Consider the following 14,947-nt stretch of genomic DNA (forward strand, 5'->3'; position numbering starts at 1 on the left):
GAAAAAAGGCTGCGATCGCAGCCTTTATTGACCTTAAGTGAATGTTACCACTTTTTCTTCTCGCCGAAGAGTGCTTCCATGTCATTGTCGCGCTCTTTATCGGCGATCTGCTGCATTTCGGCATCACTTTTATCTTGGCGTTTTTTATCTAGGTCGCCCAGCATGTCTTCAAGCTTCTGTTTCGCTTGAATCGAGTAGGGGTCGCTCTTTGTACTCAATGCATCGATACCTTTGCGTAGCAGTTGAAGTGCTGTACCAGGTTGACCTCGAGCGATTGAGTCGTTTGCTCTTTTAATGACGTTTTCGATGTTGATACGAATCTGCATCGTTTCTAAACGCGCATTTTCAGCGACGTAAGTCTGGGTGTCGATACGGCCTTTATTGTGTTCGTTACGGATAGTATCGCGGAGGCGTTTCACCAACTTAAGCATGACGATGGCTTGTTTATCACTGCTCGGCATTTTGAACGTGGTACTCTCACCAGTGGGACCATTCTCTTTCAGTTGCTCAATCTGTTGCTTCATGTTTTCGATACGTTGAGCAAGTTGCTTATTCTTCGGGTCAAGCTCATGCATGCTTTCTAGCGCGTCAAGAATACGATTGTTTAGACACAGCAACAGCTCCTTACTAAAAGGGATATGGTGCGCATGACCAATCAACTCTTCAGTGCCATCAATCAAGGCAACATAGCGTGCGGACTCCTGTCTTTTCGCAGTTTCTACCTTGACCTTATACTGCAACATAATGTTATAGCCTAGGATCAACACCAGTAGGATGGCTACCAAAGCGATTATTAAACCAATATTCATATCTTTGCGTCTGCTTTACTTTTCTACGGCTAGCGTTAAAGAATACATGAATCTTATCTTACTCGGCACCCTATTTGTTTGATTATTTTGTCTCTCCCACGTTTTAGCTACTGATAGAAGTCACATCATAGAACTTCAGTCATTTATTGGCTCAACTTTGTGCATATTGTTTCTATGTTGAGGATTATCAGTATGTGATTGAGGTATAAGTTAGAAATTACTGTTCATTTCGATTTGAACGCGTTATAACTAATTATTATATCGCTCGTCCGAGTGGCCAATAAATTATCTCATGAACAAGTAAGGGATTACGATGAAACTGCAGCAGCTGAAGTATATTGTTGAGGTTGTAAACCATAATCTGAATGTATCCGCAACGGCAGAAAGCTTGTATACCTCTCAGCCAGGTATCAGTAAGCAGGTTCGGTTGCTGGAAGATGAGTTAGGCATTCAGATTTTTGAACGTAGCGGTAAGCACTTAACACAGGTGACACCTGCTGGTGAAGAAATTGTACGTATCTCTCAAGAAATTCTCGCTCGTGTAGAAAGTATCAAAGCTGTAGCAGGGGAGCACACCCACCCAGAAATGGGGACGCTGAATATCACCACGACACACACGCAAGCGCGTTATGCTTTGCCGGATGTCATCAAAGGTTTTACTTCTCGCTACCCAAAAGTGTCATTACACATGCATCAAGGTACGCCGTCACAAATGTCTGAGGCGATTGCCAAAGGTACGGCGAACTTTGCGATTGCGACAGAAGCACTTCATTTATATCAAGATGCCATCATGCTGCCTTGTTATCACTGGAACCGTTCAATTGTCGTGCCTAAAGATCATCCATTAGCGAAGAAAGATAAGGTAACGATCAGCGATCTTGCCGCTTATCCATTGGTCACTTATGTGTTTGGTTTTACGGGCCGTTCAGAGTTAGATACCGCATTTAATCGTGAGGGTTTAACCCCGAGAGTGGTGTTCACTGCAACTGATGCGGACGTTATTAAAACGTATGTTCGCATGGGTATTGGTGTTGGTGTGATTGCGAGCATGGCTGTGGATGAAGAGCAGGACAGCGATTTAGTCGCAATAGATGCGAGCCATTTATTCGGGGCTAGTACGACAAGTATTGGCTTCCGTCGCGGCACATTCCTGCGCTCATACATGTTCGATTTTATGGAACGCTTTGCTCCTCATTTAACTCGCCCAGTGGTAGAGCAGGCGATTTCGTTGAAATCTAATGCAGAAATCGAAGAGATGTTTAAAGACATCGAGCTCCCGGTGAGATAACACTTCATTGATGTTTCGATTCCCTCTACAATGCGCTCGTTGTAGGGGGAGTTATGAAAACGCAATTTCAATTTATTAATGACTGCTTATTGGAAAACGAATCGCTATGGCGGTTTGAACCATTTAAAAGTAGCATCCACACCTCATTACCTTGGCAAGAGCAACACCCTCAGTTGTGCCAGTGGTTAGTGTCTCTTTCTCCCTCTCAAATCGAAGAGTATAAGGCGGAACCTGAACTCGCCTTAAAAGCGATAAGCGCGTTCGTGCCTCAACTCGAACAACTCGCTTATCACACGCGTTTAGAGTCTTTAACCTTAAATGGTTTGGCACTCGCTCGTGGTTTAGACAACGGCATTCCCGGACGTAAGCTGGAGCAAATCAGCTCGATGGGTGAAGCTGCAATTCAACAACACTGTGGCGAAGAATGGTTAGAGTGGTGTTCAGGGAAAGGTTATTTAGGACGAATCCTGGCAACACAAACCGATCAGCCTGTGACCAGTTTCGAATATCAACAAGTACTGTGTGATTCGGGGCAACAAGCTGCGAATGAACACCATTGGAAAATGACGTTTATTCAAGGTGACGCGTTCGATAGCAAAGCAAAAGCGGTATTCAAGCCAACGCAACACGCGGTGGCACTGCATGCGTGTGGTGACCTCCATGTTCGCCTAATGCAGTACGGCAGTGAGAATGGGATTGCTGCGATGACCATCTCACCTTGTTGTTATCACTTGATTAAGTCGGAACAATACCAGCCGATGTCGAAACCGGGGAGGGTTTCTTCTCTCTCATTGTCTAAGCAAGAACTGCGTATCCCGTTACAGCAAACGGTGACAGGGGGAGAGCGTGTACGTCGCCATCGTCAGCAGGAAATGGTGTTTCGTCTTGGCTTCGATTTGATTACTCGACGAGCGTTAGGCATGGCAGAGTACCAACCTGTCCCCAGTATTCGTAAGTCGCAATTAAGTGAAGGCTTTGAATCTTTGTGTCGCTGGGCGGCGGAGCAGAAAGGTATCGTTCTTTCTCAAGAAATCGATTTCGATCATTTTGAAAAGTTAAGCGAACAACGCTTCTGGCAAATGGAGAGAATGAGCTTAGTGCAACTGGTTTTTCAACGTCCATTGGAGATCTGGCTCGCATTGGACAAAGCACTTTATCTTGAAGAACGTGGTTATCGTGTTAGATTGTCAGAGTTTTGCCCTAAATCAGTTACACCTAGAAATATTTTAATTTGCGCATATAAGAATTAGTTATTTTTTATAGCTAAACGCTCTATATGAAAAAGCCCACTTATGCGTGGGCTTTTGTAAACAAAACGTGACAAATTGTGTTTTATTTTGTCATTAATTGAACATAGCGATAGCTTGAGTTGGTTCAACGTATTCCAAGTCAAAGCTTTCCGCTACTTCTTTACATGTTACTTTCCCGTGAATAACGTTTAGACCTTCAAGGAAGCCTTTGTCTTCTAGAAGTGCTTCACGGTAGCCTTTGTTTGCGAGTTTCACAATGTAAGGGAGTGTTGCATTGTTCAATGCGAAAGTTGAAGTACGTGCAACCGCACCAGGCATATTTGCTACGCAGTAGTGAACCACTTCATCCACGATGTAAGTTGGATCTGCGTGGGTTGTTGCGTGAGATGTCTCGAAACAGCCACCTTGGTCAATAGCCACGTCAACCACTGCCGCACCAGGTTTCATCTTAGCAATGTGCTCTTTTGTTACCAGCTTAGGCGCTGCTGCTCCAGGAATTAGAACGGCACCGATAACAAGGTCAGCTTCTAGAACATGCTTCTCGATAGCGTCTTCAGTAGAATAAACCACTTTAGCGCGACCTTGGAATTCTTCGTCAAGCTTACGAAGTGTATCTACGTTACGGTCTAGAATGGTTACGTCAGCGCGAAGGCCAACAGCCATACGAGCTGCGTTTGCACCAACAACACCACCACCAACGATGACGACTTTCGCTGGCTCAACACCAGGAACGCCACCTAGAAGTAAACCACGACCCCCGTGTGATTTTTCTAGAGTTTGGGCTCCAGCTTGGATAGACATACGACCTGCCACTTCTGACATTGGTGCTAACAGTGGCAAACGACCCATATTATCTGTTACAGTCTCATAGGCTATACAGACAGCTTTGCTCTTGATTAGCTCATCAGTTTGTGGAAAATCTGGTGCTAGGTGTAAATAAGTAAATAAAATTTGCCCTTCGCGGAGCATTGCTCTCTCTACTGCTTGGGGTTCTTTTACTTTTACAATCATGTCTGCTTGCGCGAATACGTCTGCAGCATGAGGGAGAATGGATGCGCCGACAGCGATGTAATCATCGTCTGAAAAACCAATGCCGGCACCTGCATTGGTCTCAACTAAAACTTGGTGACCATGTGAGATGAGTTCTCTCACGCTTGCTGGGATCATACCAACACGATATTCGTGGTTCTTGATTTCCTTAGGTACGCCAATGATCATCCTGTATCCTCTTTCTATAATGGTTGTATTAACTGTTTGTAGGGTGTTATTGTCGAATTAATAACTAGTATAGTTATAGATTTGTAAAATTTGGCACCAAATATTAAAAAGTTGTAGTATATTTTTTTGCAAGGAAGTAATAAGGTGGAATAAAAAATGGCAGACAACTATAAAAAGCCGTCCAAGGAACTAGACCGTATCGACCGCAACATTCTTAATGAACTGCAGAAAGACGGTCGTATTTCAAACGTTGAGCTTTCAAAACGTGTGGGACTTTCTCCAACGCCATGTTTGGAGCGTGTACGTCGCTTAGAGCGTCAGGGTTACATCACAGGATACACTGCATTATTGAATCCGCAGTTCCTGGATGCGTCACTATTAGTATTCGTTGAGATTACACTAAACCGTGGTGCGCCGGATGTATTTGAGCAGTTTAACTCAGCTGTTCAAAAGCTAGACGACATACAAGAGTGTCATCTTGTATCAGGTGACTTTGACTATCTTCTTAAAACCCGTGTATCAGATATGGGTGCTTACCGCCGACTATTGGGCGATACGTTACTACGCCTACCCGGCGTAAATGACACTCGCACATACGTTGTAATGGAAGAAGTGAAACAATCTAACCAGCTTGTGATCAAAACTCGTTAATTTCTTGCAAAGAAAGCGGTATATGCTTCCGCTTTCGCCAGAGAGTAATTGGGTTTTTCTCTTTGATATGGTTAAATCAATTTACCGAGCGGCTTGATGCCGCTCGGAATGTTTTGCAATTTCCTATTTCATTTCCATATTCAAGTTGATTTATGTTCAAAGAGAACGCAAAGAAAGTCGAAACCATTATCAAAACCAGTGAAGAGCCCCAGTCTTCACGCTTAAATGGCTTCCAACGCTTAAAAGAGTGCTGCTTTATCGTTGGCGTTCTTAGCTCGGTATTGCTTGCGGTTGCACTATTTACCTTCAGTCCGGCCGATCCTTCCTGGTCCCAAACCGCATGGGGAGGGGAGATCGACAATGCTGGTGGCCTTTTCGGCGCTTGGCTTGCGGACACACTATTCTTCACATTTGGCTCTCTCGCTTATCCCATCCCTTTCTTGCTAGCTGCGGCTGCATGGGTGATTTGCCGTAAACGAGGAGAAGATGAGCCAATTGATTTCATGTTATGGGGTACGAGGTTACTCGGCCTTGTCGTCCTTATAATGACTAGCTGTGGTCTAGCCGATATTAATTTTGATGATATTTGGTATTTCTCGTCCGGTGGTGTCGTCGGGGACGTGTTGTCTAGCCTAGCTTTACCTACATTGAATGTACTTGGCACGACATTGGTACTGCTGTTCTTATGGGGAGCGGGTTTTACTCTCTTTACTGGCATCTCATGGCTTAACATCGTTGAGTGGCTTGGAGATCGTGCATTAGCACTAATTGCGGCGCTTGCAAATAAGATAAGAGGCTCTGAGCAAGAAGTTTTAGAACCTCAGCTAGATGAGTTCGTGGAAGATAAAGTCTCTACGCCTAGACATAACGTAGACCATGACATTGATGATGAGCCGCTTCCTCATTTAACGGCGTTCGATGTCGATGAGCCGAAAGAATCGGCGCCTGTACATGAGTATCCTATTTATATGCCGCAAGCTAAACCTGAGAAGCCAGCGGAACAAATGATGGTGGAACCAACGCCACCACGACGCAAGGCTACGGTTAATGCTGCGCCAGTTTATGCTCAACCTGAGCACCAAACGCAACCTGTCCATGCGGTGAATACTGATAACGTTGATCCGCTTCTGGAGCGTACCAAGCAGCTGAATGTCACGATAGAAGAGCTTGAAGCTGCAGCGCAACAAGCAGATGACTGGGGAACTGAAGAACAGGTAGCCCCATCATTTGCAGACACTTACTCTTCCTATGTAGAGCAACATACAGCTACAGAAGAACCGATCAGTGTTGAACCAGATTATGCGGAGTACGAACAATTTGAAGCAGAACAAGTACAGCAGCCAAGTCTTGAGCATCCTGTGCATGAAGAGCCTGTAATTGATTCCGCTGCGCTAGATAGCATCACGGAGCAAACAGAATCGAGTCAACACATTGAACCTACGATCTCTGATTTTGACGTGTTAGACGATGAAGACGAAGTGGAGTCACAGTCTGTACAACAAGTACAGCCAGCTCCAACAACACCTCATCAGCAAGTGGCAACACCTTCAACAACATTTGAACCTGCACTTCAAAAAGCGGAGGTTGAAGAGGTTCAAGACGGCGACGAAGATGTAGCGGCATTCCAAGACATGGTTTCTAGTGCGCAAGCCAAAGTAGCAGCGACACAGAACCCCTTTTTGGTACAGAAAGAAGAAAACTTGCCTGTTCCAGAAGAACCACTTCCAACGCTCGAGTTGCTTTACCATCCAGAAAAACGCGAAAACTTTATCGACCGTGATGCTCTAGAGCAGGTCGCTCGATTGGTTGAGAGCAAGCTAGCGGACTACAAAATCAAAGCCGACGTGGTGGGGATTTATCCTGGTCCAGTGATCACTCGTTTTGAGCTTGATTTGGCGCCGGGGGTAAAAGTAAGCCGTATTTCTGGTCTTTCAACTGACTTAGCGCGTGCATTGTCTGCAATGGCTGTACGTGTTGTAGAAGTAATCCCTGGCAAGCCTTACATCGGTTTGGAACTGCCAAACATGAGTCGTCAGACGGTCTATTTATCTGATGTAATCAGTAGTCCTCAGTTTGAGCAAGCAACGTCACCAACAACGGTTGTGTTAGGTCAAGACATTGCGGGCGAAGCTGTTGTGGCCGATCTCGCGAAGATGCCTCACGTGCTAGTAGCAGGTACAACTGGTTCTGGTAAGTCGGTGGGTGTGAACGTGATGATTTTGAGCATGCTGTATAAAGCAGGTCCAGAAGATGTGCGCTTCATCATGATTGACCCGAAAATGCTAGAGCTTTCTATTTACGAAGGTATCCCTCATCTTCTTTCTGAAGTTGTGACTGATATGAAAGACGCATCAAACGCTCTACGTTGGTGTGTGGGTGAGATGGAACGTCGGTATAAATTGATGTCGGCATTGGGCGTTCGCAATGTGAAAGGCTTTAACGAGAAGTTGAAGATGGCGGCAGAAGCGGGTCACCCAATTCATGATCCATTCTGGCAAGAAGGCGACAGTATGGATACGGAACCGCCATTGTTAGAAAAACTGCCGTATATCGTTGTTGTTGTCGATGAATTTGCTGACCTGATGATGGTGGTGGGTAAGAAGGTAGAAGAACTGATTGCACGCTTGGCACAAAAGGCGCGTGCGGCAGGTATTCATTTAATTCTTGCGACTCAGCGTCCATCGGTGGATGTTATCACTGGTCTGATTAAAGCGAATATTCCAACTCGTGTTGCGTTTACGGTATCGACTAAAACAGACTCCCGTACGATTCTAGACCAAGGTGGTGCAGAATCACTGCTTGGTATGGGTGATATGTTGTACTTACCACCAGGCTCAAGCCATACGACTCGTGTTCATGGTGCGTTTGCATCAGATGACGATGTTCATGCTGTTGTAAACAACTGGAAAGCGCGTGGTAAACCGAACTACATTGAAGAGATCATCAGTGGAGACCAAAGTCCAGAAAGCTTATTGCCAGGCGAGCAAATGGAAGCGGATGAAGATGTAGACCCACTCTTCGATCAAGTCGTTGAGCACGTGGTTCAATCACGTCGAGGTTCGGTTTCCGGTGTTCAGCGCCGATTTAAGATCGGTTACAACCGTGCCGCCCGTATTGTTGAGCAACTCGAAGCACAAGGTATCGTGAGTGCACCGGGTCACAACGGTAACCGCGAAGTTTTGGCTCCTGCGCCACCAAAAGATTAATGAACTTGTGTTACTCACCTCAGTCCAACAGAGGTGAGTAACTTTAGGTCTTTGACCCTCTGATAGGTATCTGAATGAAAAAACGATTTTCAGCGAAATTTTTCTCAGCGCTAGTTTTAAGCGTTTCTTTCTTCTCAGTTGCGAATGCAGCATCTCCCAAAGATGAACTCAATAAACGTCTCGCAATGAACGAAGGTTTCAGTGCCGATTTCTCCCAGCAAGTGATCAGCCCTGAAGGTGAAACGGTAATGGAAGGTGAGGGCACGGTTGAAATCGCTCGTCCAAGTTTGTTCCGTTGGAGTACGACTTTCCCTGATGAAAACCTTTTAGTATCTGACGGTAAGACGTTGTGGTATTACAGCCCATTCATTGAACAAGTAAGCATTTACTGGCAAGAGCAAGCGACCGAGCAAACACCATTTGTGCTGTTAACTCGCAATAGAGCAAGCGATTGGGATAACTATAAGATTTCTCAGAAAGGTAATGAGTTTACGCTCATTCCAACGGCAATTGACTCTACTCAAGGCCAATTCCAAATTAATATTGATACAAAAGGTGTAGTGAAAGGCTTTAACGTCATCGAACAAGATGGTCAGAAAGGGCTGTTTACTTTTAGTAATGTTAAGCTTGGTAAACCAAAGGTAGACAGATTTACATTCACAATTCCAGATGGCGTGGAAGTGGATGACCAAAGGAATTAATTGGTAGTGAGTAATTACACGTTAGATTTCTCAGGGGACGAAGATTTTCGTCCCCTTGCTGCTCGTATGAGACCACAAACTATCGAACAGTACATTGGACAGCAGCATATTTTAGGTCCGGGTAAACCCCTACGCCGAGCGCTAGAGGCTGGACACATTCACTCGATGATTTTGTGGGGACCACCAGGCACAGGCAAAACGACATTAGCGGAAGTGGCAGCAAACTATGCCAATGCCGAAGTTGAGCGTGTATCTGCGGTGACGTCTGGCGTTAAAGAGATCCGTGCTGCGATCGACAAAGCGCGTGAGAACAAAATGGCAGGTCGCCGCACTATCTTATTCGTGGATGAGGTGCATCGCTTTAACAAATCACAACAAGATGCGTTTTTACCGCATATTGAAGACGGTACGGTTACGTTTATCGGTGCGACCACAGAGAACCCTTCGTTTGAGTTAAACAACGCATTACTCTCGCGTGCTCGCGTTTACAAGTTGACTTCTCTTGGCCAGAGCGAAATATCGCTGGCGCTTGATCAAGCGATTAACGACAAAGAGCGCGGCTTGGGTAATACACCAGCAAATTTCGCCGACAACGTTCTAGATCGCCTAGCAGAGCTAGTTAACGGTGATGCTCGCATGTCTCTCAACTACCTTGAGCTGCTATACGATATGGCAGAAGACAATGCGCAGGGTGAAAAAGAAATCACGCTTAAGTTGCTTGCGGAAGTGGCGGGAGAAAAGGTCTCTCGCTTCGATAACAAAGGTGATATCTGGTACGACTTAATCTCTGCGGTTCACAAATCCATTCGTGGTTCAAATCCAGACGCCGCTTTGTATTGGGCTGCACGTATGATCGCCGCAGGTTGTGATCCGCTCTACATCGCTCGCCGATTACTTGCGATAGCATCGGAAGATGTTGGCAATGCGGACCCTAGAGCCATGCAAGTTGCACTCTCCGCGTGGGACTGTTTTACCCGTGTTGGTCCGGCAGAAGGTGAACGTGCGATTGCACAGGCGATCGTTTACTTAGCGTGCGCGCCAAAAAGTAATGCGGTGTACGTGGCATGGAAACAAGCGCTCACAGATGCTCATAACTTACCTGAATATGAAGTGCCTCATCACCTTCGAAATGCACCTACCAGTTTGATGAAAGACATGGGTTATGGAGCAGAGTATCGTTATGCTCACGATGAGCCGGGTGCCTATGCAGCCGGTGAGCAATATTTGCCACCAGAAATGGCGGATCGTAAGTATTATCAGCCAACAAATCGCGGTCTAGAAACCAAAATCGGCGAAAAGTTAGATTACTTGGCTAAATTAGACGCAAATAGCCAACAAAAGCGCTATGAAAAGTAGGCGTTTTTGGATACATTTGTTCAGTAAATTTTTTTAACGCGTACGCTTGGAAAGTGCGCGTGATTTCACAACAAAAAGCATAGGATTAACAATGCTGGATTCTAAATTACTTCGTACAGAGCTGGATGAAACAGCTGCTAAACTGGCGCGTCGTGGCTTTAAGCTAGACGTAGAGACTATTCGTAAACTTGAAGAACAACGTAAGTCCATTCAAGTAGAAGTAGAAAATTTACAATCCACGCGTAACTCCATCTCCAAACAAATCGGCCAAAAAATGGCGGCTGGCGACAAAGAAGGCGCAGAAGAGATCAAGAAACAAATCGGTACTCTAGGTAGCGATCTTGATGCGAAGAAAGTTGAACTTGAGCAAGTAATGGCTCAACTAGACGAATTCACGCTTTCTGTACCAAACATCCCAGCAGATGAAGTGCCAGATGGCAAAGACGAGAACGACAACGTTGAAATCTCTCGTTGGGGTGAGCCTAAGACTTACGACTTCGATTTGAAAGACCATGTTGACCTAGGTGAAATGGGTGGCGGTCTAGACTTCGCAAGTGCAGTTAAGATCACTGGCGCACGTTTCATCGTGATGAAAGGCCAATTTGCTCGTCTACACCGTGCAATTGCTCAGTTCATGCTAGATCTTCACACAGAAGAACATGGCTACACTGAAATGTACGTACCTTACCTAGTAAACACTGACAGCCTATTCGGTACTGGTCAGCTTCCTAAGTTCGGTAAAGACCTTTTCCACACAGAGCCTCTAGCGGAAAAAGTAAACGACGAAGAACCACGTAAACTGTCTCTAATCCCTACGGCAGAAGTACCAGTAACGAACCTAGTTCGTGACACGATTTCTGACGAAGCGGATCTACCAATTAAGATGACAGCTCACACGCCATGTTTCCGTTCAGAAGCGGGTTCATACGGTCGTGATACTCGTGGTCTGATTCGTATGCACCAGTTCGACAAAGTTGAGCTAGTACAAATCACTAAGCCAGAAGATTCAATGAATGCGCTAGAAGAGCTAACAGGTCACGCTGAGAAAGTTCTACAACTTCTTGAGCTTCCTTACCGTAAAGTGGTTCTTTGTACAGGTGACATGGGCTTCGGCGCTCGTAAAACTTACGACCTAGAAGTTTGGGTTCCTGCTCAAGAAACTTACCGCGAAATCTCTTCATGTTCTAACATGTGGGACTTCCAAGCTCGTCGTATGCAAGCGCGTTTCCGTCGTAAAGGCGAGAAGAAACCTGAGCTTGTACACACGCTAAACGGTTCTGGTCTAGCTGTAGGTCGTACCATGGTCGCTATCCTAGAAAACAACCAAGAAGCAGACGGTCGCATTGCAATCCCTGCAGTACTTCAGAAGTACATGGGCGGCGCAACGCACATCGGTTAATGCATTAGCCACTAGAACACCAAAACCCAGCCATAGTGCTGGGTTTTTTGTTATTTGCGTCGAGTGAAAATACGTTGTTATGTAATTAGCACACGCAATAGTGAAGAGCTCGCCCAGAATCTAGCAGTACGAGACAAATGATATTTTTCTAAACGGTTTTTCACGTGACAAGCTAATGGCATCATTTGCCCTTGTTGTTAAACGTTATGCCAGTAAATCATCTTTCATTGCTTGTTATTTTTGCGCTTACTTTGCTCGTTAGTAAGAGTGTTATCGCAAGTGAACTTATTCAGCCTCAATACTTAGATAGTGAGCGAACCGATCGCTTTTTCGCGCGCGAAATAGCACAACCTTCCAAAGAAAATATGCAACTTCGTAACTCACTCGATTGGGGCTATGAACTTGAATTGAAACGTGCATCTGATGAAGAAAAACTAGTATCTAATTGCCAAGACTTAGCTACGGCATACTCTACGGGCTTTACTGCGGCAAAAGCCTATGAATACGGCGCGTTTAAAGCATATTTAACTCAGTGCCAAACATGGAGTGAGATGGCAAAGTTAGCTGCCTCTAAGCGCTCATTTATATCAGACTTTAAGTTAGACGATACCTTTCCTAATTTCGCTCCAAGTGCACTTGCTTTTGTTATTTCTGACGAAAGTGCAGAGAAAGCAAAGACACTATCAACGTGGGATGAAGCAGGCCATATCCAAAGAACTCAGGTCATCAGTGAAGTCAGAGCAGAGTATTACGATTCGACTGATGGCTTTCAGGTTATTACCGTTACCGCAAAAGGTGATTACAACGCTGACGGCATCGAGGATATTGTTATTGAGAAAGAGAATAGTGTACTCAGTGGCTCGTATTCATCTTCACACGGATATGTATTAACCCGTATGTCTGAACAAGCGCTATTTACAGTGTTGGCTGAATGGTAATGAAACGATTGGCGGTCACTTTGGGTTTAAGTGTTGCGATGATGAGCACGTTTGCTGTTGCTAACACCTCGCCCAGAAAAGTCTTTGAATGCTCAGTGAACCAAACTATGAACTTTAGTATTTTTATAGAGCAAGGCAAAGGTGGGATTATCTTTGATGAGTCCATTGAGAATCAAAGCTCTGTTTTACGGCGGATAAAACCTCAAGATTATCGTGTTGAACATTATCATCGAGCGTTGGTAGATGAGAAGTCTTTGGAATTTAGTATTGGTGAGCGCGTCATATTAGTCAGTGAGTACTTTAGTGAGGAGTTTAATGAGGCAGAGAAGATACTCAGTGTTACTTTGAGAGAGCCTGAGCAAACGCAGTATTTTGAATGTGAGGAAGGGAGTATGAGTAACCTTGCATTGCTTTTCCATGAGAGTGCCGAATAATCGATTACAGAGTGATTATTACCAAATCGTAATAGTGTTTTCGAATTTACCCTAATTATCTTGTTATTTGTAGGCGATATAGTCATCCACCTTAACACGGTAAGTAGATTTTTCTCATTCAAGTAACGAGGAGGGCTTGTGGCCGTAGGGTGGGCAAACGACGATAGCGTCAGCCAACAAATTCAACATATCATCGACGAGCGAGTAAAGACAGTCAACTTCGATAGCTTTGCTTTTCTCGTAAATAAAGAGACGGTTTGAGTCTCATACTCAAACCGTTTTCATGTTGAATTGAACTATGAAGCGAAGCAGTCTTTGCGTTGTAACGCAGCATCAATCGCATTCACTAACTTTTCAATATCTTCCGGCTTGCTGATGAACGGCGGCATCATATAAATCAGTTTGCCAAATGGACGAATCCAAACACCGTGCTCAACAAAGAGAGCCTGGATGGTTTCCATATTCACAGGTCGATGCGTCTCCACTACGCCAATAGCACCCAACCAACGGGTGTTTTTCACCAAGTCGTATTCTTCAAGTTTTGGTAGTAACTCAGAAAACAGCGTTTCAATTTGTTGGGTTTGTTGCTTCCAATCACCTTGCTCGATCAATTCCAAACTTGCAGTAGCTACAGCACAAGCGAGTGGATTCCCCATAAAGGTTGGACCGTGCATAAAACAACCAGCATCACCACCACAAACAGTGTCTGCTACGTGTTTGCTCGCGAGGGTCGCAGAGAGGGTCATGTAGCCGCCAGTGAGTGCTTTCCCGACACACAGAATGTCTGGTTGAATATCTGCATGTTCGCAGGCAAACAATTTGCCTGTGCGTCCAAAACCGGTAGCGATCTCATCTGCAATCAATAACAAACCGTATTTGTCGCAAAGTCTACGCACGCCTTTGAGAAATTCGGGATGGTAGATGCGCATGCCACCTGCGCCTTGAACGATAGGCTCAAGGATCACCGCAGCAAGTTCTTGATGGTGCGTTTCAATCTTGTGCTCGAAGTCGGTAAGGTCTTCTGGCTTCCATTTATCCCAATAACCACAAGTTGGTGACTCCGCAAAGATATGCTCAGGCAAAAAGCCTTTGTAGAGAGAGTGCATTGAGTTGTCAGGATCGGTAACCGACATCGCCGCAAACGTATCGCCGTGATAACCGTGTCGCAAAGTAAGAAACTTCGGTCGGTGTTCGCCTTTTGCATGCCAATATTGCAGTGCCATTTTTAAGCTGACTTCTACGGCAACGGAACCTGAATCGGCAAGGAATACATGTTCAAGATTACTTGGGGCTAGGGGTAGCAACTTCTTACACAAACTGATTGCTGGCTGGTGGGTAATCCCGCCAAACATCACATGAGAGACCTGATCGATTTGCTGGTGAGCGGCTTGATTTAAGTGCGGATGGTTGTAGCCGTGGATCGTCGACCACCAAGAAGACATGCCATCGACCAGCTCAGTACCGTCTTCCAATTTAATGTGAACACCATTTGCCGATGCCACTGGGTAGCAGGTCAGAGGTGTCAATGTTGAAGTGTAAGGATGCCAGATATGCTGGCGGTCGAAGGCGAGATCCATGTGCGATTCCAATAATAGCCTAGAATGAAAAGTATACAGATGTAAACTTTGTTGTTTTGTGTTGTGTTGACAGTTTATCGAGACTCAGTAGACTGTCAACACAACAACAAAAGTGACTAA

13 protein-coding genes are annotated in these 14,947 nt (G+C 45.2%); 10 read left to right on the forward strand and 3 right to left on the reverse strand.

The window, feature by feature from the left end:
- Positions 1-44 precede the first annotated feature (44 nt).
- Positions 45-809: a hypothetical protein gene (locus tag NL645_RS07100; RefSeq protein WP_006742886.1), complete on the reverse strand. Its 765-nt coding sequence runs from the start codon at positions 807-809 to the stop codon at positions 45-47.
- Between the two features lie 313 nt (positions 810-1,122).
- Between NL645_RS07100 and cysB the strand changes: the two genes are divergently transcribed.
- Both cysB and NL645_RS07110 read left to right on the forward strand, forming a co-directional pair.
- Complete coding sequence (gene cysB / locus NL645_RS07105) at positions 1,123-2,097, forward strand: HTH-type transcriptional regulator CysB (protein ID WP_006742885.1); 975 nt, start codon at positions 1,123-1,125, stop codon at positions 2,095-2,097.
- A gap of 53 nt (positions 2,098-2,150) precedes the next feature.
- On the forward strand, positions 2,151-3,347 hold the full coding sequence (locus NL645_RS07110; protein ID WP_134646911.1) for a methyltransferase: 1,197 nt from the start codon (positions 2,151-2,153) through the stop codon (positions 3,345-3,347).
- Positions 3,348-3,440: 93 nt separating this feature from the next.
- Here the strand turns inward: NL645_RS07110 and ald are convergent, their stop codons facing one another.
- Positions 3,441-4,565, reverse strand: a complete 1,125-nt coding sequence (ald, locus tag NL645_RS07115) for an alanine dehydrogenase (protein ID WP_005378241.1) — start codon at positions 4,563-4,565, stop codon at positions 3,441-3,443.
- Positions 4,566-4,721: 156 nt separating this feature from the next.
- On the opposite strand from ald, the gene lrp reads away from it, so the two are divergent.
- From lrp to NL645_RS23095, 8 genes are all read left to right on the forward strand, one after another.
- On the forward strand, positions 4,722-5,216 hold the full coding sequence (lrp, locus tag NL645_RS07120) for a leucine-responsive transcriptional regulator Lrp (RefSeq protein WP_005378234.1): 495 nt from the start codon (positions 4,722-4,724) through the stop codon (positions 5,214-5,216).
- Between the two features lie 152 nt (positions 5,217-5,368).
- Positions 5,369-8,422 carry a DNA translocase FtsK 4TM domain-containing protein gene (locus NL645_RS07125; RefSeq protein ID WP_253651480.1) on the forward strand — a complete coding sequence of 1,018 codons (3,054 nt, stop codon included), beginning with the start codon at positions 5,369-5,371 and terminating at the stop codon, positions 8,420-8,422.
- A gap of 74 nt (positions 8,423-8,496) precedes the next feature.
- Positions 8,497-9,123 (forward strand): outer membrane lipoprotein chaperone LolA, encoded by a 627-nt coding sequence (gene lolA / locus NL645_RS07130; RefSeq protein WP_226421767.1) that lies wholly within the window; start codon positions 8,497-8,499, stop codon positions 9,121-9,123.
- Positions 9,124-10,479: a replication-associated recombination protein A gene (locus NL645_RS07135; protein ID WP_275540438.1), complete on the forward strand. Its 1,356-nt coding sequence runs from the start codon at positions 9,124-9,126 to the stop codon at positions 10,477-10,479.
- A 91-nt stretch (positions 10,480-10,570) separates the two neighbouring features.
- A complete protein-coding gene (gene serS, locus NL645_RS07140; RefSeq protein ID WP_253651481.1) occupies positions 10,571-11,878 on the forward strand; it encodes a serine--tRNA ligase in 1,308 nt (435 codons plus the stop codon).
- Between the two features lie 206 nt (positions 11,879-12,084).
- A complete protein-coding gene (locus NL645_RS07145) occupies positions 12,085-12,816 on the forward strand; it encodes an ATPase (protein ID WP_237283761.1) in 732 nt (243 codons plus the stop codon).
- The gene (locus NL645_RS07150; protein WP_253651482.1) at positions 12,810-13,250 is read left to right on the forward strand and encodes a hypothetical protein; all 441 of its coding nucleotides are present in this window, start codon (positions 12,810-12,812) and stop codon (positions 13,248-13,250) included. Before NL645_RS07145 ends, NL645_RS07150 begins: the two co-directional genes overlap by 7 nt.
- A gap of 138 nt (positions 13,251-13,388) precedes the next feature.
- Positions 13,389-13,511 carry a hypothetical protein gene (locus NL645_RS23095; protein ID WP_256875561.1) on the forward strand — a complete coding sequence of 41 codons (123 nt, stop codon included), beginning with the start codon at positions 13,389-13,391 and terminating at the stop codon, positions 13,509-13,511.
- Positions 13,512-13,546: 35 nt separating this feature from the next.
- On the opposite strand, the gene bioA is transcribed toward NL645_RS23095, so the two are convergent.
- The gene (gene bioA / locus NL645_RS07155) at positions 13,547-14,827 is read right to left on the reverse strand and encodes an adenosylmethionine--8-amino-7-oxononanoate transaminase (RefSeq protein ID WP_253651483.1); all 1,281 of its coding nucleotides are present in this window, start codon (positions 14,825-14,827) and stop codon (positions 13,547-13,549) included.
- Positions 14,828-14,947: the final 120 nt, after the last annotated feature.

It is taken from the genome of Vibrio sp. Y51_MX_L26, from assembly GCF_024181935.1.
GTDB classification, from domain to species: domain Bacteria; phylum Pseudomonadota; class Gammaproteobacteria; order Enterobacterales; family Vibrionaceae; genus Vibrio; species Vibrio diabolicus.